General features: G+C 61.3%; 12 protein-coding genes, 2 tRNA genes and 3 rRNA genes. 1 reads left to right on the top strand and 16 read right to left on the bottom strand.

Annotated elements, in window-relative coordinates; all coding sequences use genetic code 11:
• Positions 1-18 precede the first annotated feature (18 nt).
• Positions 19-1,032: a LysR family transcriptional regulator gene (locus tag QFZ94_RS13665; protein WP_368587484.1), complete on the top strand. Its 1,014-nt coding sequence runs from the start codon at positions 19-21 to the stop codon at positions 1,030-1,032.
• A 287-nt stretch (positions 1,033-1,319) separates the two neighbouring features.
• On the opposite strand, the gene rrf is transcribed toward QFZ94_RS13665, so the two are convergent.
• The 16 genes from rrf to QFZ94_RS13585 all read right to left on the bottom strand — a co-directional run bounded on the left by rrf (position 1,320) and on the right by QFZ94_RS13585 (position 18,381).
• Positions 1,320-1,433, bottom strand: a 5S ribosomal RNA gene (gene rrf, locus QFZ94_RS13660).
• Between the two features lie 225 nt (positions 1,434-1,658).
• Positions 1,659-4,538, bottom strand: a 23S ribosomal RNA gene (locus tag QFZ94_RS13655).
• Between the two features lie 291 nt (positions 4,539-4,829).
• A tRNA-Ala gene (locus QFZ94_RS13650) sits at positions 4,830-4,905 on the bottom strand.
• Between the two features lie 57 nt (positions 4,906-4,962).
• Positions 4,963-5,039, bottom strand: a tRNA-Ile gene (locus QFZ94_RS13645).
• Positions 5,040-5,117: 78 nt separating this feature from the next.
• Positions 5,118-6,650, bottom strand: a 16S ribosomal RNA gene (locus QFZ94_RS13640).
• The 16S, 23S and 5S rRNA genes sit together here with 2 tRNA genes alongside, the layout of an rRNA operon.
• 504 nt (positions 6,651-7,154) lie before the next feature.
• Positions 7,155-7,715 (bottom strand): phosphonate degradation HD-domain oxygenase, encoded by a 561-nt coding sequence (locus QFZ94_RS13635; RefSeq protein ID WP_368586041.1) that lies wholly within the window; start codon positions 7,713-7,715, stop codon positions 7,155-7,157.
• A gap of 3 nt (positions 7,716-7,718) precedes the next feature.
• On the bottom strand, positions 7,719-9,170 hold the full coding sequence (phnY, locus tag QFZ94_RS13630) for a phosphonoacetaldehyde dehydrogenase (protein WP_429457476.1): 1,452 nt from the start codon (positions 9,168-9,170) through the stop codon (positions 7,719-7,721).
• Complete coding sequence (phnA, locus tag QFZ94_RS13625) at positions 9,167-10,447, bottom strand: phosphonoacetate hydrolase (protein WP_429457780.1); 1,281 nt, start codon at positions 10,445-10,447, stop codon at positions 9,167-9,169. Before phnA ends, phnY begins: the two co-directional genes overlap by 4 nt.
• 25 nt (positions 10,448-10,472) lie before the next feature.
• On the bottom strand, positions 10,473-11,204 hold the full coding sequence (locus tag QFZ94_RS13620) for a phosphonate utilization associated transcriptional regulator (RefSeq protein WP_429457474.1): 732 nt from the start codon (positions 11,202-11,204) through the stop codon (positions 10,473-10,475).
• 108 nt (positions 11,205-11,312) lie between these two features.
• A complete protein-coding gene (gene phnV, locus QFZ94_RS13615) occupies positions 11,313-12,176 on the bottom strand; it encodes a 2-aminoethylphosphonate ABC transport system, membrane component PhnV (RefSeq protein ID WP_368586038.1) in 864 nt (287 codons plus the stop codon).
• Entirely contained in the window at positions 12,166-13,128 is a 963-nt protein-coding gene (locus tag QFZ94_RS13610) for a 2-aminoethylphosphonate ABC transporter permease subunit (RefSeq protein ID WP_368586037.1), read from the bottom strand. Before QFZ94_RS13610 ends, phnV begins: the two co-directional genes overlap by 11 nt.
• Entirely contained in the window at positions 13,106-14,206 is a 1,101-nt protein-coding gene (gene phnT / locus QFZ94_RS13605) for a 2-aminoethylphosphonate ABC transport system ATP-binding subunit PhnT (RefSeq protein WP_368586036.1), read from the bottom strand. The genes QFZ94_RS13610 and phnT overlap by 23 nt, the downstream gene beginning before the upstream one ends.
• 101 nt (positions 14,207-14,307) lie before the next feature.
• Positions 14,308-15,399 (bottom strand): 2-aminoethylphosphonate ABC transporter substrate-binding protein, encoded by a 1,092-nt coding sequence (gene phnS / locus QFZ94_RS13600; protein ID WP_368586035.1) that lies wholly within the window; start codon positions 15,397-15,399, stop codon positions 14,308-14,310.
• 223 nt (positions 15,400-15,622) lie between these two features.
• Entirely contained in the window at positions 15,623-15,982 is a 360-nt protein-coding gene (locus QFZ94_RS13595; RefSeq protein WP_429457471.1) for a hypothetical protein, read from the bottom strand.
• Positions 15,982-17,340: an IS110 family transposase gene (locus tag QFZ94_RS13590; protein WP_429457469.1), complete on the bottom strand. Its 1,359-nt coding sequence runs from the start codon at positions 17,338-17,340 to the stop codon at positions 15,982-15,984. The genes QFZ94_RS13595 and QFZ94_RS13590 overlap by 1 nt, the downstream gene beginning before the upstream one ends.
• A 285-nt stretch (positions 17,341-17,625) precedes the next feature.
• Positions 17,626-18,381, bottom strand: coding sequence for a DeoR/GlpR family DNA-binding transcription regulator (locus tag QFZ94_RS13585; RefSeq protein ID WP_368586034.1), 756 nt, complete (start codon positions 18,379-18,381; stop codon positions 17,626-17,628).
• Positions 18,382-18,501: the final 120 nt, after the last annotated feature.

Below are 18,501 nucleotides of genomic sequence, written 5' to 3'. Positions count from 1 at the left end.
CATGAAACAGAAGATTTGATGGACACGCTACAAAATATGCGAGTGTTCGTGCGCGTGGTTGAAGCCGGTAGCTTCACCGCGGCCGCGCAATCGCTCAATTCAACGACCGGCGCGATGTCTCGCGCGGTCTCGGAACTTGAAGCACATCTGCGCACGCGCCTGCTGAATCGATCGACGCGTCGGCTTGCGTTGACCACCGCCGGCGAGCGCTATCTGAAGCGATCGCAGCAGATCCTCGCGGATGTGGATATTGCGGAAGAAGAAGCCAGTTGCGCACACGAGCGACCAACCGGCGCGCTGCGCATGCATAGCTTTGCGAGCATCGGCCAGCACTACGTACTGCCGGCTATTTCGCGTTATCGCGAGCTTTATCCTGATGTGACCGTCGAGTTGACGCTGTCACAGCGCATGCCCGATCTGTTCGAAGGCAGCGCCGATGTGGCCGTGATCGGCGCATCGATGCTGCCTAATTCGGACCTCGTGTCGTTTCCGCTGGGGACGACGTTCAGCATCCTGTGCGCATCGCCGGCTTACGTGCGCGCGCACGGCGCGCCCCAACAACCGGCTGACCTTGCGCATCACGAATGTCTGATCCTTCATACGCCGGCGTTCCCGCCACATGAATGGACGCTCGACGGCCCGAACGGCAGTGAGTTGATGGAAGTCGATGGACCAGTGCATGTGAACATCGCCGAATCGCTGATTGTGGCGATCCGCGAAGGCATGGGCATCGGCATGGTGCCGCTCTACGCAGCCATTTCCGGGTTACGCGATGGCACGTTGGTGCGCGTTTTGCCGGAATATACGCTGCAGAAGACGACTGTTTATGCGCTCTATCCGTCGCGCAAATTCATCGATGCAAAGACTCGCACGTGGGTCGAATTCTTGCGCTCGCATCTGCCCAAGGTGATCGCGCGCGACGAAGCGTTGCTTGCCGAGGTCGGGCAAATGGGATGCGTGGATGACCCAGTGCAGATGGGTAGAGTTGTCGTCCCCGTCACTCAGGATATGCGGACACCGTTAGGTCTGTGAACTCGCTGCAGCACGCCTGAACTCGCGCAGCTAGCGGTATTTCAGGGCTCGGTGCGGGTGGCGCTCGTTGAAGTGTTCAAAACACGAGAGCACCCTTGGCGCGTCAGGCTTGGCCATATGGGCGACGTAATGGTCGCCGTCGATAAACAGGCTGCTTTCGCCAGTGGACGGCAACGGCTTCCGGCCACGCTTATTGTTTGCTCTCGGTCGAGGATCTTGCTTTTGATTTCGGTCGCGTAAACGCAAAAACCCCACCGCTGGGGGTGGGGTTTCTGGCTTGTGGGGGAGCCTGACGATTACCTACTTTCACACGGGCAATCCGCACTATCATCGGCGTGGAGTCGTTTCACGGTCCTGTTCGGGATGGGAAGGGGTGGGACCGACTCGCTATGGTCATCAGGCATGACGGGTTGCTGCGTCGCTGTCAGGTTGAGGTCAACCTGGCGCCACAGCCAATCGGGAAGAAGCGTAAAGGATTCGTGTGTGGGTTGTGTTGTTTCTGGCGCAACACTGATCTCTCAACCGTGTGGGCTGGTGACTCCTGCGGGAGTTCCAGCGCATCCCTTTCGGGGATCGGACAGTCGCAAGCGCTAAAGCGCTAACTCATGTCGAAACACACCTGTTATAGGATCAAGCCTTACGGGCAATTAGTATCAGTTAGCTCAGTACATTACTGTACGTGCACACCTGACCTATCAACGTCCTGGTCTTGAACGACCCTTCAAGGGGCTCAAAGCCCCGGGGATATCTCATCTTAAGGCGAGTTTCCCGCTTAGATGCTTTCAGCGGTTATCTCTTCCGAACATAGCTACCCGGCGATGCCACTGGCGTGACAACCGGTACACCAGAGGTTCGTCCACTCCGGTCCTCTCGTACTAGGAGCAGCCCCCTTCAAATATCCAGCGCCCACGGCAGATAGGGACCAAACTGTCTCACGACGTTTTAAACCCAGCTCACGTACCTCTTTAAATGGCGAACAGCCATACCCTTGGGACCGGCTACAGCCCCAGGATGAGATGAGCCGACATCGAGGTGCCAAACACCGCCGTCGATATGAACTCTTGGGCGGTATCAGCCTGTTATCCCCAGAGTACCTTTTATCCGTTGAGCGATGGCCCTTCCATACAGAACCACCGGATCACTATGACCTGCTTTCGCACCTGTTCGACTTGTCAGTCTCACAGTCAAGCACGCTTATGCCATTGCACTATCAGCACGATTTCCGACCGTACCTAGCGTACCTTCGTACTCCTCCGTTACACTTTGGGAGGAGACCGCCCCAGTCAAACTGCCTACCATGCACTGTCCCCGATCCGGATCACGGACCAAGGTTAGAACCTCAAACAGATCAGGGTGGTATTTCAAGGACGGCTCCACGCAGACTGGCGTCCACGCTTCATAGCCTCCCACCTATCCTACACAGACCGGTTCAAAGTCCAATGCAAAGCTACAGTAAAGGTTCATGGGGTCTTTCCGTCTAGCCGCGGGGAGATTGCATCATCACAAACACTTCAACTTCGCTGAGTCTCGGGAGGAGACAGTGTGGCCATCGTTACGCCATTCGTGCAGGTCGGAACTTACCCGACAAGGAATTTCGCTACCTTAGGACCGTTATAGTTACGGCCGCCGTTTACCGGGACTTCAATCAGGAGCTTGCACCCCATCATTTAATCTTCCGGCACCGGGCAGGCGTCACACCCTATACGTCCACTTTCGTGTTTGCAGAGTGCTGTGTTTTTATTAAACAGTCGCAGCCACCAGTTTATTGCAACCCCTTCACCCTTCTGGCGCAGGCCAGTCAAGCTACCGGGGCGTACCTTATCCCGAAGTTACGGTACCAATTTGCCGAGTTCCTTCTCCCGAGTTCTCTCAAGCGCCTTAGAATACTCATCTCGCCCACCTGTGTCGGTTTGCGGTACGGTCACTGTGAAACTGAAGCTTAGAGGCTTTTCCTGGAACCCCTTCCAGTTGCTTCGCTTCCGAAGAAGCTCGCGCCACACCCTTGAGTCCTGTGCCCGGATTTGCCAGGGCACCCTCTCCAATGCAGCGACCGGGACTTCCAACACCCGGACAACCTTCCGCGATCCGTCCCCCCATCGCATTTCACAATGGTGCAGAAATATTAATCTGCTTCCCATCAGCTACGCATTTCTGCCTCGCCTTAGGGGCCGACTCACCCTACGCCGATGAACGTTGCGTAGGAAACCTTGGGCTTACGGCGAGGGGGCCTTTCACCCCCTTTATCGCTACTCATGTCAGCATTCGCACTTCCGATACCTCCAGCACACTTTCCAGTGCACCTTCGCAGGCTTACGGAACGCTCTCCTACCATGCACATAAATGTGCATCCGCAGCTTCGGTATATGGCTTAGCCCCGTTACATCTTCCGCGCAGGACGACTCGATCAGTGAGCTATTACGCTTTCTTTAAAGGGTGGCTGCTTCTAAGCCAACCTCCTGACTGTTTTAGCCTTCCCACTTCGTTTCCCACTTAGCCATATTTGGGGACCTTAGCTGGCGGTCTGGGTTGTTTCCCTCTTGACACCGGACGTTAGCACCCGATGTCTGTCTCCCGTGATTGCACTCTTCGGTATTCGGAGTTTGCTATGGCGAAGTAATCCGCAATGGACCCCACAACCATGACAGTGCTCTACCCCCGAAGGTGATACACGAGGCACTACCTAAATAGTTTTCGGAGAGAACCAGCTATTTCCAGGTTTGTTTAGCCTTTCACCCCTATCCACAGCTCATCCCCTAACTTTTCAACGTTAGTGGGTTCGGTCCTCCAGCACGTGTTACCGTGCCTTCAACCTGGCCATGGATAGATCACCTGGTTTCGGGTCTACACCCAGCGACTGGACGCCCTGTTCGGACTCGCTTTCGCTACGCCTGCCCTAATCGGTTAAGCTCGCCACTGAATGTAAGTCGCTGACCCATTATACAAAAGGTACGCCGTCACCCCTTGCGAGGCTCCGACTGTTTGTATGCATGCGGTTTCAGGATCTGTTTCACTCCCCTCCCGGGGTTCTTTTCGCCTTTCCCTCACGGTACTGGTTCACTATCGGTCGATCACGAGTATTTAGCCTTGGAGGATGGTCCCCCCATCTTCAGACAGGATTTCACGTGTCCCGCCCTACTTGTCGTACACCCAGTTCTTTCACAATGTTTTCGCCTACGGGGCTATCACCCGCTATGGCCGCACTTTCCAGAGCGTTCGGCTAACACTGCAAATAAAGAGTACAGGCTGATCCCATTTCGCTCGCCACTACTTTGGGAATCTCGGTTGATTTCTTTTCCTGCGGTTACTTAGATGTTTCAGTTCACCGCGTTCGCTTCACGCAGCCTATGGATTCAGCTACGGATACTCCATTAGGAGTGGGTTTCCCCATTCGGACATCTCCGGATCAAAGCTTGTTTGCCAGCTCCCCGGAGCTTTTCGCAGGCTACCGCGTCCTTCATCGCCTGTGATCGCCAAGGCATTCACCACATGCACTTGTTCGCTTGACCCTATAACGGGTGTGTCTCAGTTCAGACGCACGCGCTACAGGTTGAGTATTCGTGTTGCGCCGTATTCCAAAGCGATCTCTCGATCACTTATAAAATACATCGATACAATCACAACCCTGATTCACCTACTCACGCACCCATCTCCAGGTCCGCTTTCGTGAATCTCTTTACTACTTCTTCCTGATTGTTAAAGAACGACAGCCGATCATGAGTTGCCTCACATCGCGCTGACTGGCTCAATCGCCAATGCGCAACGCTCTGCATGTGTGCAGAACCCTGCGCATTGAGGATTGGTGGAGGATGACGGGATCGAACCGACGACCCCCTGCTTGCAAAGCAGGTGCTCTCCCAGCTGAGCTAATCCCCCAGTCATACAGCACACACTCCAGAGGGGCTCACCCGACCAGCTCACCAGACAAGACAGTGGTGGGTCTGGATGGATTCGAACCATCGACCCCCGCCTTATCAAGACGGTGCTCTAACCGACTGAGCTACAGACCCCTGAGTCTGTCTGCGTTGCTTCTCTAAACCACAGCCGATAAGCGTGAGCACTTGAATGCACTGAATGCATAGCTCTGGAAAGGAGGTGATCCAGCCGCACCTTCCGATACGGCTACCTTGTTACGACTTCACCCCAGTCATGAATCCTACCGTGGTGACCGTCCTCCTTGCGGTTAGACTAGCCACTTCTGGTAAAACCCACTCCCATGGTGTGACGGGCGGTGTGTACAAGACCCGGGAACGTATTCACCGCGGCATGCTGATCCGCGATTACTAGCGATTCCAGCTTCACGCACTCGAGTTGCAGAGTGCGATCCGGACTACGATCGGTTTTCTGGGATTGGCTCCACCTCGCGGCTTGGCAACCCTCTGTTCCGACCATTGTATGACGTGTGAAGCCCTACCCATAAGGGCCATGAGGACTTGACGTCATCCCCACCTTCCTCCGGTTTGTCACCGGCAGTCTCCCTGGAGTGCTCTTGCGTAGCAACTAGGGACAAGGGTTGCGCTCGTTGCGGGACTTAACCCAACATCTCACGACACGAGCTGACGACAGCCATGCAGCACCTGTGTGATGGCTCCCTTTCGGGCACTCCCGCCTCTCAGCAGGATTCCATCCATGTCAAGGGTAGGTAAGGTTTTTCGCGTTGCATCGAATTAATCCACATCATCCACCGCTTGTGCGGGTCCCCGTCAATTCCTTTGAGTTTTAATCTTGCGACCGTACTCCCCAGGCGGTCAACTTCACGCGTTAGCTACGTTACCAAGCCAATGAAGGCCCGACAACCAGTTGACATCGTTTAGGGCGTGGACTACCAGGGTATCTAATCCTGTTTGCTCCCCACGCTTTCGTGCATGAGCGTCAGTATTGGCCCAGGGGGCTGCCTTCGCCATCGGTGTTCCTCCACATCTCTACGCATTTCACTGCTACACGTGGAATTCCACCCCCCTCTGCCATACTCCAGCGCTGCAGTCACCAATGCAGTTCCCAGGTTAAGCCCGGGGATTTCACATCGGTCTTACAGCACCGCCTGCGCACGCTTTACGCCCAGTAATTCCGATTAACGCTCGCACCCTACGTATTACCGCGGCTGCTGGCACGTAGTTAGCCGGTGCTTATTCTTCCGGTACCGTCATCCCTCATGGATATTAGCCACGAGGTTTTCTTTCCGGACAAAAGTGCTTTACAACCCGAAGGCCTTCTTCACACACGCGGCATTGCTGGATCAGGCTTGCGCCCATTGTCCAAAATTCCCCACTGCTGCCTCCCGTAGGAGTCTGGGCCGTGTCTCAGTCCCAGTGTGGCTGGTCGTCCTCTCAGACCAGCTACAGATCGTCGGCTTGGTAGGCCTTTACCCCACCAACTACCTAATCTGCCATCGGCCGCCCCTTGAGCGCGAGGTCCCGAAAGATCCCCCGCTTTCCTCCACAGAGCGTATGCGGTATTAATCCGGCTTTCGCCGGGCTATCCCCCACTCCAGGACACGTTCCGATGTATTACTCACCCGTTCGCCACTCGCCACCAGACCGAAGTCCGTGCTGCCGTTCGACTTGCATGTGTAAGGCATGCCGCCAGCGTTCAATCTGAGCCAGGATCAAACTCTTCAGTTCAAACCTGTTACTGTTTTCGGTTTCGTCAGAAACCGGTCGCTCACTCAACGTACTGACGATGATCAATCCGTCTTTCGACAGATAAACCTTCCTCTAATACTGTGTGAGGCTTTCTGATACTTTTTGCCTTGCAGCAGATCCACAAGAATCCGCCGCCGCATTCCGCATCAAGCGCCCACACTTATCGGCTGTTAGTTTTTAAAGATCGATCCGCCCAACCCGCCGCGCCTGAACCACCACTACCCGGCACCGCTTCGTTTGCGTCGCTGCGTCTGCAGCAGAGAAACGAGATTATGGAGAACTTCCGCCGGATCGTCAACAGGTTTTTATCACCCGCTTAACCTGCTCACGCCGCTAAAGCCCTCGCCATAAAGGCTTCCCGCTTCCCCGCGCTCCGGTGTCCGGAGCACGAAAGAGCGGAATTCTAGTCGCCGCCAATGCGACTTGCAAGCGATATTTTCACGCTCCACCCGCAACCTGCCGCGCCCCCAAAAACACCTCGCCTCACGCAGTCGCATGCGCGCGCATCGCCCGTTCGACGACGGCCAAATAATGGTCGATCCCCGGCGTCGCGCGATCCCTCTCTTTCGCGCGATCGTCCCATCGGCGCAAACGCATCGCGTCTTCCGCGTACGGCTTCTGCATAAATGCCTGCGCCTCTTCCCTGCTAAAGATCCCGCCCTGCAATTGCAAGCTGCGCACCGAATCGGCGGAAAGCTGGCCGAAATACGCGGCGTCGATCGCGCACAGGCAGCGCTTTGCGTCGACGTGCAGACGAATCGGCTCCAGCACGGCATCTGACAACGCCGGCCGCAAAAACGGCAAGGCGAAATACTGATGCAGATCGTCGACACCCCGTTCCGTCGGCGTCTCCCCTTGCAGGTTCAGCAGATGTCCGAGGTCATGCAAAAACGCCGCGGCGACCAGTTCGTCGCTCGCGCCTTCCGCCTCGGCCAGCGCGCCGCTCTGCAACGCGTGCTCCAGCTGCGTCACCGGTTCGCCGCTATATGCGAGGCTGCCGTGCCGCTCGAAAAGCGCACGGATATCGTCGAGACTCAATGCCACGGGTCACTCCCAAGGTAATGAAAACGTCTTCAGATTGGTAAAGCTCTTCATCGCTTCCTGAACGCCTTCCTTGTAACCAAGCCCGGAATCCTTGATGCCGCCGAATGGCGTCAGCTCGATCCGGTAGCCCGGCACTTCCCAGACGTTGACGGTCCCCACGCGCAGCTCGTTAATGAAACGCGTGATCGCGTCCTGCCGGTTCGTACACACGCCCGACGACAGCCCGAACGGCGTCCCGTTGCTGATGCGAATCGCGTCGTCGAGCGTATCGAACGCGATGATCGGCGACACCGGCCCGAAGGTTTCCTCGCGCACGAGCGTCATCGACGGATCGACGTTGTCGAGCACCGTCGGCGCATACAGCGCGCCGCTGCGCTCGTTGCCAATGCGCAGGCGCGCGCCCGCGGCCACCGCCTCGTTCACGCGCGCCTCGAACAGTTGTGCGGCGGCGGCGTCGATCACGGTGCCCATCTGGTTCGACGCATCGAACGGATCACCGAACGTCCACGCGCGCGTCTTCTCGACGACCCGCTCCGTGAACTCCGCCGCGACGCGCTGTTGCACGAGCATCCGCTTGACCGCCGTGCAGCGCTGCCCCGAGTTCTTGTACGACCCTTGCACCGCAAGGGTCGCCGCCCGCTCGAGATCCGCGTCGTCGAGCACGATCAGCGGGTCGTTGCCGCCCAGCTCCAGCACGACGCGCCGATATCCGGCCTTCGTCGCAATGTATTTGCCGATCGCGACACCGCCGGTAAACGTGACGAGTTCGACCGACGCGTGCGTAATGAACTCGTCGGCGATTTCGCGCGGGTCGCCGGTCAGCACCTGCAGCATCGGCGCGGGTAGCCCCGCCTCATACAGCAGATCGGCCAGATAAAGCGCCGACAGCGGCACCTTCTCCGACGGCTTCACCACCACGCGGTTATTCGTCGCGATGGCCGGCGCGATCTTGTGCGCGACCTGGTTCATCGGATGATTGAACGGCGTGATCGCGACGATCACGCCCGCGAGCGGTTCGCGTTGCGAGAACACGCGACGCTTCTTGCCATGCGGCGTCAGATCGCACGAGAAGCTCTGACCGTCGTCGCGCAACGCCTCGAATGACGCAAAGCGGAACACGTCGGCAACGCGGCCGATCTCATAGCGCGAATCCTGCTTCGACAGCCCCGACTCCAGAGAGATCAGATCCGACGCCTGTTCGATGCGCTCGCGCAGCAGCACCGCCGCGCGCTCCAGAATCTGCGAACGCTCGTAGCGCGACAGCGTCGGCCGATACGCGAGCGCGTAGTCGAACGCGGCGCGCACGTCGTCGATGCTGGCGAGCGGCACGGTACCGACGCGCATGCCGGTATAGGGATCGAATACGTCGAGCGTGCGGGCGCGCGTCGCGCGCTCGCCGCCCAGCCGCAGCGCTTCGGCGCGGAACCCCGGATGGTCCCGCAGCACCGGGTTCATGATGTCGACAAGCGATTGAGCGCAACGTCGAAGATATCGAAGTTGCGCAGCCGCTTGCCTTCGCCGCCACTGGCCGCTGGCTGAACACGCCGGTTGAACAGCAGCGGCACTTCCTGCTCGGAAATCCCGCCATGCGAGCGCAGCGGCACGGTGAGCCCGGACAGGTCGTGCTCGTCGCGCCGCGTGCCGAGCACGACATGCTTCGTGCCGATCACGACCAGATCGCCGATACGATCCTCGGGCAGCCCGAAGCGCACGCACGCTGCGTTTCGGTCGAGCACGACTTCGATTCCCGGCAGGCGGCCGATCCGCGCAATCACGGATGCTGCATCCAGCTCGCGCGGCAGATAGACGGTCGCGAACGAACCCAGCGCGCCATGATGCACGACGTACGGATCGGTGATCGGCAGAATCACGCGCGTCGTCGATGCGCCGAGCCAGTCGTCGAGCAAGTCCTGCAGATAGATCACGTTCGGCTCGCCGGTTTGCGGATCGTGCTTCGCGTTCATGCCGTGGTCGGCGGTGAGGCCGATCACCCAGCCGAGCGCGTCGAGCTTCGCGAGATAGTCGTCCATCATCGCGTAGAAGGCGTTCGCGCCTTCGGTGCCGGGCGCCCATTTGTGCTGGATATAGTCGGTGGTCGACAGATACATCAGGTCGAGCTTGCGCGTTTGCGCGAGCCGCACGCCGGCCGCGAACACGAATTCCGACAACCCCGCGCTATACACGTCCGGCAACGGCAGACCGACCAGATCGAGCACGTCGTCGATGCCGTTTTCCTCGACCGTCACCTTGTCGGCTTTCTCCGCCGAAAAACAGATGCCCTTCAACTGCGAGCCGAGCAGCCCGCGCAGTTTGTCCTTCGCGGTGACGACGGCGACCGCGGCGCCCGCGTCGGCGGCGGCCGCGAGCAGCGTGGGCGCGCGCAGGTAGGCGGGGTCGTTCATCATCACCGCCGCGCCCGCGCCGTTGTTCGCGTTGGTGTCCCAGAAGTAGTTGCCGCAGATCCCATGCACGGACGGCAGCACGCCGGTCACGATTGACAGGTTGTTCGGGTTCGTGAACGACGGAATCACGCAGTCGCCGCGAAACGCCGCACCGCCTTCGAGCATCGAGCCGATGAAAGGCGCCACACCGGCCGCGACCGACGCTTCCAGATACTCGAACTCGCAGCCGTCGACACAGACGACGACCGTCGGTTGCGAAGGCAGCCGATAGCTCCGGCCGTTGACTTCGATCGTGCGCTGCTCGGGGTGTGTCATCGCGTGGTTTTCCATTCCAGGGGTGGTCATTGCCAAGGCCTCATCGCCCGCGCGAGCCGGCCGCGCCCGCGGTTGCCGGGAGGCGCTGTTCGTGCGCCGCATCGCACGCCGCATGGGCGCGCTGCAAGCCGCCCTGCACATGCGCGCGCATCAACTGCGCGGCCTGCTCGGCATCGCGTGATGCGAGCGCGGTCAGAATCGCGCGGTGCTCGGCGAGTGAGCGCGCCATCGCATCGCCTTGCACGACCAGCGCCGCTCGCCGAAACAGGCTCAACTCGCTGACGAGCCTGCGATATGTGTCGTACAACTTCGTGTTACCCGCCGCCGCGACCAGCGCATCGTGAAACGCGACGTTCGCGCGCGCATACCCATCGTGATCGTGCGATGCGAGCGCGGCGCGCATCGCATCGACGCAATCGCGCAGCACCGCGAGCTTGCCCGCGTCGATGCTGACCGCGAGCATCCGGCACGCCGCCTCTTCGAGCACCGCGCGCACCGCGTAAATCTCGTCCGCTTCCGCGAGCGACACCGTCCGCACGAACACACCGCGATTTTTCTCGGTACGCACGAGCCCCGCCTGCTCCAGCGCGCGAAACGCCTCGCGCACCGGCCCGCGCGACACCTGCAAGCGCGCCGCCCAATCGGCTTCGTTGAGCTTGTCGCCCGGCGCCAGCGTGCCGTCGACGATATGCCGCTCGATCTCGTCGCGCACCAGCGTCGTCAGCGAATGGCGGCGCACGACCTCGATTGGATCGACGGAAGCAGATTGCATATATTCGGTCACTCTGACAAATTTTGCCACACCGACATCGAATGCCCACCGGCAGTGTGCATGCTTCAGGTCAAGCAAATCGCCCGCGAATCAGCCGTGTCAGCCAGGTCAGTCGATCCGCCGACGCGGAGCGCGCGCCGCGATCAACAGCAGCGCGACCAGCGAGACCAGCAGCAGAATCAGCGACAGCGCCGAAGCCGGCAGGTAATAGCCGCGCTCCACCTGCCCGACGACAACGATCGGCACCGTCGCGAAGCCCGGCGGATACACGGTCAGCGTCGCGCCGAGTTCGCCGAGCGACAGCGCAAAACCGAGCGCGAGACTCGCGCGGATCGCCGGCACCAGTTGCGGCAACACGACACGGCGCAGCACCATCGACGGCGGCGCTCCGAGGCTCGCGGCCGCTTCGCGCAGCACGGTCAGCTCCGGGCGCAGCGCGGCGGCCGCGCAGCGGTAGCAGAACGGCAGCACCAGCGCGAGCTGCACGAACACGACGATCGCCGCCGAGCTCGACAGATCGAGCGGCCGCTTGTGATAAGCGATCAGCACCGCGAGACCGAGCACCACGCTCGGCACGCCGTTGGGCATCATCGCGATCGTGTCGACGATGGCGCCGAGGCCGCGCCGGTCGCGTCCTTCGAGCGCGAGCGCGAGCCACAAACCGAGGATCGTGCCGAGCACCGCGACGCCCATGCCGACTTCGAGGCTCGTGGTCAGCGCGTCGAAGTCGCTCGAACCGAGGCGCTCGAACCAGCGCATGCTGAAGCCGTCGGGCAGGATCGTGCCGGACCAGTGCGACGCGACGCTCGATAGCGCGACGACCAGCACCGGCAGCACGAACAGCCAGAAGCACAGCAGCGCGGCGAAGCCGAGAAAAAGACCGCCGAACAGTCGCACGACGAGACTGTGCCGCACCGGCCGGCCCTTCTTGTGCATGACCGGCAGCACGGTCGGATCGAGTTCAACGGCCATGACCGGCTCCTTTCACCTTGCGACTATTGACGCGCCGGTACAACGCGTACAGCGACAACGACATCAGCAGCATCACGACCGCGCCGGCGGCTGCGGTCGGCAGATCGAGATCGACGGTAGCGGCGCTATAGATCGCGACCGGCAGCGTGATCAGATGGGCGCTGCCGAGCACCAGCAGAATGCCGAACTCGTTCAACGTCAGCAGAAAACACAGGATCGTGCCCGCTGCAATACCCGGCCACGCGAGCGGCAGGATCACCTTGAACGCGACCATCAGGCCGTTCGCGCCGAGGCTGCGCGCGGCTTCGATCAGCCGCTGGTCGAGCAGCGCGAACGAGGCCAGCGTCGGACGCACGACGAACGGCGTATAGAACACCACTTCCGCGAGAATCACGCCGCCGATGCCGAACAGAAAGTCGAGCGGCGGCGCCTGCAGATTGAACAGCCGCTGCAGCCCGATGCTGACCGAGCCCTGCGAGCCGTACAGAAAGATCAGCGTGAAGGCGACCAGAAACGAAGGGAACGCGACGAACAGTTCGAGAAAGCGCGTGACCATGCGCGCGCCGGGAAACGGCTTGAAGAACAGCAGCGACGCGAGCGCCACGCCGAGCAGCGACGCGAGGCTCGCGCTCGCGAACAGGATGCCGAGCGTGGTGCCGATCACGCCACGCGTTTCGGGGTTGCCGAAGAACGTCACGTACGCGTGACCCGACAGGCCGTGCGTGCCGGTCAGACTCAGCATCACGAGCCGCACCAGCGGATAGATGACGAGCGGTCCGAGCACCACGACCGCAATGAACAGCAGATGCCATTGCGCGAGACGCTCGCGCCGCTTCACCGCGGCCGCATGCGCCGCGGCGCTCGCGAGACGGCGTGCGGCGGCGGCTTCGACTTCCGCTTGCGCGGCGAGGTCGAGCGGATTGGACGTATCAGGGCTTGATAAGGACGACATCGCCAGCCTCATAACGCAGGGAAACGCGCGCGCCCTTCTCCGGCGTCAGGCCGAGGCCGCGCTGCATCGTGACGAGCACGGGATCGTTCGGCAGCGCATCGAGCACGACCGATACCGACAAGGCCGCGCCATACCACTCGACCGACGCGATCGCGCCGTGCAGTTGCCCCTCGCCGAGCGGCACGATGCGCAGCGCCTCCGGACGCAGACACGCGACACGTTCGCGCTCGTTGTGGCGCGCGTCGTCCATGCCGAACGCGACCTGCGGCGGCAGCAGATTGGCCGCGCCGAGGTAGCGCGCGACGAAGCCGTCGACCGGCGTGTCGTACAGCTGCTGCGGGGTGCCGAGCTGCGCGATATGGCCGTCGCGCATCAGCAGCGTACGGTCGGACAGCACGAGCGCATCGTCCTGATCGTGCGTCACGCAGACGATCGTCAGATTCGGCAGACGCTCGTGCAGCGCTTTCAGTTCTGAACGCACGGACGCGCGCAGATTGGCGTCGAGCGCGGACAACGGTTCGTCGAGCAGCAGCACGTCGGGCTCGATCACGAGCGCGCGGGCGAGCGCCACGCGCTGCTGCATGCCGCCCGACAGTTGCGCCGGCATCACGTGACCGGCATCGCCGAGCTGCACGAGCTTCAGCGCCTCGGCGACACGGCGTGCGACGTCGCGCGCCGGAATCCGCCGTGCGCGCAAACCGAACGCGACGTTCTCGAATACCGTCAGATGCGGAAACAGCGCGTAGCTCTGGAACAGCAGACCGAGGTTGCGCTTGTGCGGCGGCACGTGCGTCAGATCGCGGCCGGCCACCGTCAGCGTGCCGGCCAGACCGTCGGCCTCGATGAAGCCCGCGATGAAGCGCAGCAAGGTCGTCTTGCCGCAGCCGCTGCGGCCGAGCACGGTGAGCAACTCGCCGCGCTGGATGGTCAACGACAGATCGTCGAGCACCGTGCGCGCGCCGAAGCGCACCGTCAGGTGATCGATCTGCACGCCGCCCGGCGCGTCCAAACGCGCGGCGTCGAGCGCATCCAGCGGAGCGCCTGGCGCGGCGGGGTGAGCGAGACTGGCCGTATTCACCGGGGTCGTCCTCCAACAGAATTAATGCTGATGCGGCGCCGCGCAGTAGCTGCGAAGCGCCGCCTGGACCGACAACGTCAGACGTTGCTTATCTGAGTCACTTACTTCGGCTTGACCACTTCGGTCTCTTTGCCCGAGGAACCGATCACGTCGCTCTTCCAGCGCGCGGTCCAGTCGGCCTTCTTCGCCATCACGTGATTCCAGTCGACCGGAATCAGCTTGACGCCGCTGATCGCCTGCTTGACCGTTTCGCCGTTCTTGCCCGCGAGCGGCACGTCGCTGCGCGCCGGAATGCCGAAGACGTCCGGCACCTTCGACTGCACTTCCGTCGACATCAGATAGTCGATCAGCTTCTTGCCCTCGGCCTGGTTCGGACCGTTCTTGATCAACGCGATCGCGTACGGCAGCTGGAACGTGGTCGGCTGGCCGCCGGGCGTAGCGGCGAGGAACACCGGCTTCAGAGACAGGCCGCCGTTGGCCGCGTCGTCGAGATCCATCTGCAGATCGCCGTTGGCGACCGCGATCTCGTTACGCGATAGCAGCACGTCGAGATAGCCCGTGCCCTTGGTGTGGAACTTGGCGCTCTGCTCGAGCTTCTTCAGATAGTCGAACGCCTTGTCTTCGCCCATCAGCGACGAGGTCAGAATGATCACCGCCATGCCGTCGCCGGCGGTCGCCGGATTGGAATAGGCGACCTTGCCGGTGAAGTCCGGGTGCAGCAGGTCCGCGAACGTCTTCGGCTGGTTTTTCGTGACTTCGGGGTTGATCGCGAACGAGAAGTAGTTGTTCACGAAGGTGGCCCATGCGCCGTTCGGCGCCTTCGCGATGGCCGGCACGTTCTTGTAGTTGGCACTCTGGTACGCCTGCAGCAGACCGCTCTGGTCGGCCTGCTGGATGAACGGCGGCAGCGTCACGAGCACATCGGCCTTCGGCTGATCCTTCTCGATGGTCGCGCGGTTCACGACTTCGCCGCTACCCGCCGTGACGATATTGACCTTCACGCCTTCCTTCTTTTCGAAGGCAGGCAGCACATCCTTGTACAGATTTTCGAGGCCGTCGGCCGTGTACAGCACGACGGCGTCGGCCGCATGAGCCTGCATCGCGGCACCGCCGAACGCTGCGGCGGCGACCAGCGCCGGCAGCAGTTTGCGCGCGAGACCGGCCGCGGCGTGAAGGGAATTCGTCTTTTTCATGTCGCTCTCTCCGAAAGGCTAAAAACCAGACGGTCGGGATAACCCCATACCTGTAGTGATTGAACGGCGGCACGCGCCGCCTGGCGTTGCCCGCTGCGGTTGCCGCGCCGGTCTGTCGTGGATTGCAGATTGCCGACAACTTTGCCGCTTCTCGCCCAGCCTGACTGACAGCCCGTCTCCGACACCCGCGCTGCCTGCCGCGCCTGAGCGGGCACGGGAAGAATCACAGGTTTCGATGACAGGGCCGTGACGATTTTGCCGAATTCCAAAAAAAGACACAAATTGCCAATTCAAGCCAACCGAAGGAATTCGTCGCGCCGCCCAAAATGAAACCCCGCGCGCCGATCCCGTGTGGATCGTACATGGCGAAAATGACGATGTATGCACGATGCATCGACAAAATTGCGAAGGTGCGGGGCTGCTCGCGGACGCGGTGCTCGCACGGCGCGCTGGCCGTGCGCGTCGCGGGCCCGGCGGTTGCCTCGGCTGCGGTGGACGCGCTCCTGACAACGGCGCGTATTGTGCCCGGCCGTTCCAATTTCTGGAGCGAATCCCGCGGCTTTCCTGAGAAACTCTTCAGCATCAGGTCGCCTTCGCCTGGAGAATATAACCCAGCGATTCGGCCCGGCGTGTCAGGTTGTTCAGGACCCGCTGCCGATAACGCTCTTCATAATAGGTGGCGCCTGGATCGACGTATTCGATGCCGTATCGCAGCGTGTTGTAAAACAGTACCGCGATCTTGCGGGCCGTGGCGGTAATCGCCTTTGCCTTGCCGATGCGGGCAGACAGTCGCCGGTAAAAACCGCCCAGGGCCGTGTCGGTTCGGCCGATCGCGACGGCAGCAAGACGCAGGGCCGCCGCCGCCTTGCTGGACGACCGGCGTGTTTTTGAGGAAAGGATCTTGCCGCCCGAGATCTTGTTGCCCGGTGCGAGGCACAGCCATGACGTGAAGTGCTTCGCGCTCGGCCAGCGGGACATGTCGTTGCCACATTCGGCTATGAGCTTGAGCGCCACGTAGGGTCCCAGGCCGTGGATCTGCGTCAGGTCGATACCGAGCATCCGGTACAGCGCCGCACGCACGTCGAATGAGAAATCGTTCGATTGTTTGCCTCGGTGTCGGGCCGCCGGCAGTGGCGCGGCGACGGGTTCGACGCCAGCCTGCAGTTGTTTGAGCGCGACCTCGATCCGCTGATCGCATTGCGCTACCTGGGTCTGGTAAAAGTCGTACAAGGCCACGGCCTGACTGAGTTCGAACACGTGTTCGGGCTGGTAATGACCGCCCAGCGCTTCACGGATTGTCTCGACGGAGGCTTTGCAACGCCTGTCGCGATGCTGTGCGAGGACATCGGTGTCGCGCTCACCCGCGACGATCGCCCGGATGATCTTCATGCCGGTGACGCCTGTGATGTCCTCGACGACGTGATGCAGCTGTACATTCATCTGCATGAGTGCCTTCTGCATATGCTGGATATGGGACGCCGCATATTCCAGCAGGCGCTCCCGCTGCCGCAGATAGGATCGTAGCGTGGCCACGTCCTGGCGGGGGCGGAAGCTGGCGCGCAGGAGTCCGTACCGGTGCAGCTTCTGCAGCCACTGGGCATCGTTCACGTCGCTCTTGCGTCCCGGCACGCTCTTCGCCTCCCGGGCGTTGACGAGCAATACCTCGAAACCATAAGACTCAAGGATTTCGAACACGGGAAGCCAGTAAATCCCGGTCGACTCCATCACGACAGTCGTGACCTTGACCTGAGTGAGCCACCGGGCAAGTTCGTGAAGATCGGCGGTGAAGCTACGGAAGGACCGCACTGACTCATCGGCGCATTCGGGTCCAACCGCGACAACATGAAACTGTGCGCCAATGTCGATGCCTGCGGCGTGCGGATTGACAACGGACATGTCGGTGTGGCGATCGACGGTCCGCTTCGATTTGGGCTGTGCCATGTCTGGCCCTCCAGGTTAATGGAAGTGCCAAAGGGCGGGACTGCGGTATCTATCACTTTCCTGAACGGGATCGCCTCACGGTGTCACCAATGCCGGGGCCGCATCAGTCCCTGGACCATGTTTTTTAACGGGATACATCACCAATAAGCAGACGGCCGCTCCCTTCAGCGTGGCCAGTCTAGCCCTCGCCCGGAGTTTCTGCCCCCTGGGAAGGGCATGGCCCTTCGGATGTTTTTTAGTTAGATTTTGGCGGGTGAGGAATGGCGTTCAGCGCGAGTAGCCGTCTCACGCGATCAGAATCTCCGGACCATGCGCGGTGATCGCCTTCGCCAGCGCGCGCTCGGGCGCCAGTTCAGTGACCAGATACCGCGCCGACTCGATACCGTTGATGCGCACCGGCGTCACGCGTCCGAACTTCGAATGATCGGCGACGACCACCACCAGGTCGGCCGCGGCGATCATGCGGCTGCGCACTTCGGCCGCCATGCGGCTGTAGTCGGTCAGATAGCCGTCCGGGGAAATCCCGCCCGCGCCGATGAACGCGAAATCGGCGTGGTACTGCGTGACCTGGTGGACCGTGTCGAGTCCGAAGGTCGCGTCCTCGATATCGGACAACTCGCCGCCGAGCAGCGTCACACGATTGTCGTTGCGTCGGCCGAGCAGCAGCGCGATGCGCCAGTCGTTCGTGTAGACCGTCAGCCGATGCCGGTCGAGCAGCGCCCGCGCGACGGCCTGCGTGGTACTGCCGGAATCGATGATCAGCGACGCGCCGTCCGGCACGAACTCGGCCGCGCGCTCGCCGATCGCACGCTTGGCGCCTGCGTTCTCCGCTTCGCGCGTATCGAGATCAGGCTCGCGCCGATCGCTCGACAACGCGCCGCCGTGGGTCGTCACGAGCAGGCCGCGGCCGGCCAGTGCGTTGAGGTCGCGACGGATCGTTTCGCGCGATACGTTCAGTTCGCGCACCAGTTCAGCGACCGACAGCGCGCCGTTCTTTGCGACTTGCGCGAGGATGTATTGATGACGTTGTTCTGCGAGCATCTGTGCGCCGTGGTTGAGGAAGGCCGCCGTATTGTATTACGCGTACTGTGCGTTGTTGGTGCGGGCGCGCAGGTTGCGCTGATGGCGCACTCATCGCGCGCTCAGGTTGCGACGAGCCGC

Source organism: Paraburkholderia sp. JPY465, from assembly GCF_050436725.1.
Classification (GTDB): domain Bacteria; phylum Pseudomonadota; class Gammaproteobacteria; order Burkholderiales; family Burkholderiaceae; genus Paraburkholderia; species Paraburkholderia youngii.
This window is presented reverse-complemented; position numbering and strand designations above follow the sequence as displayed.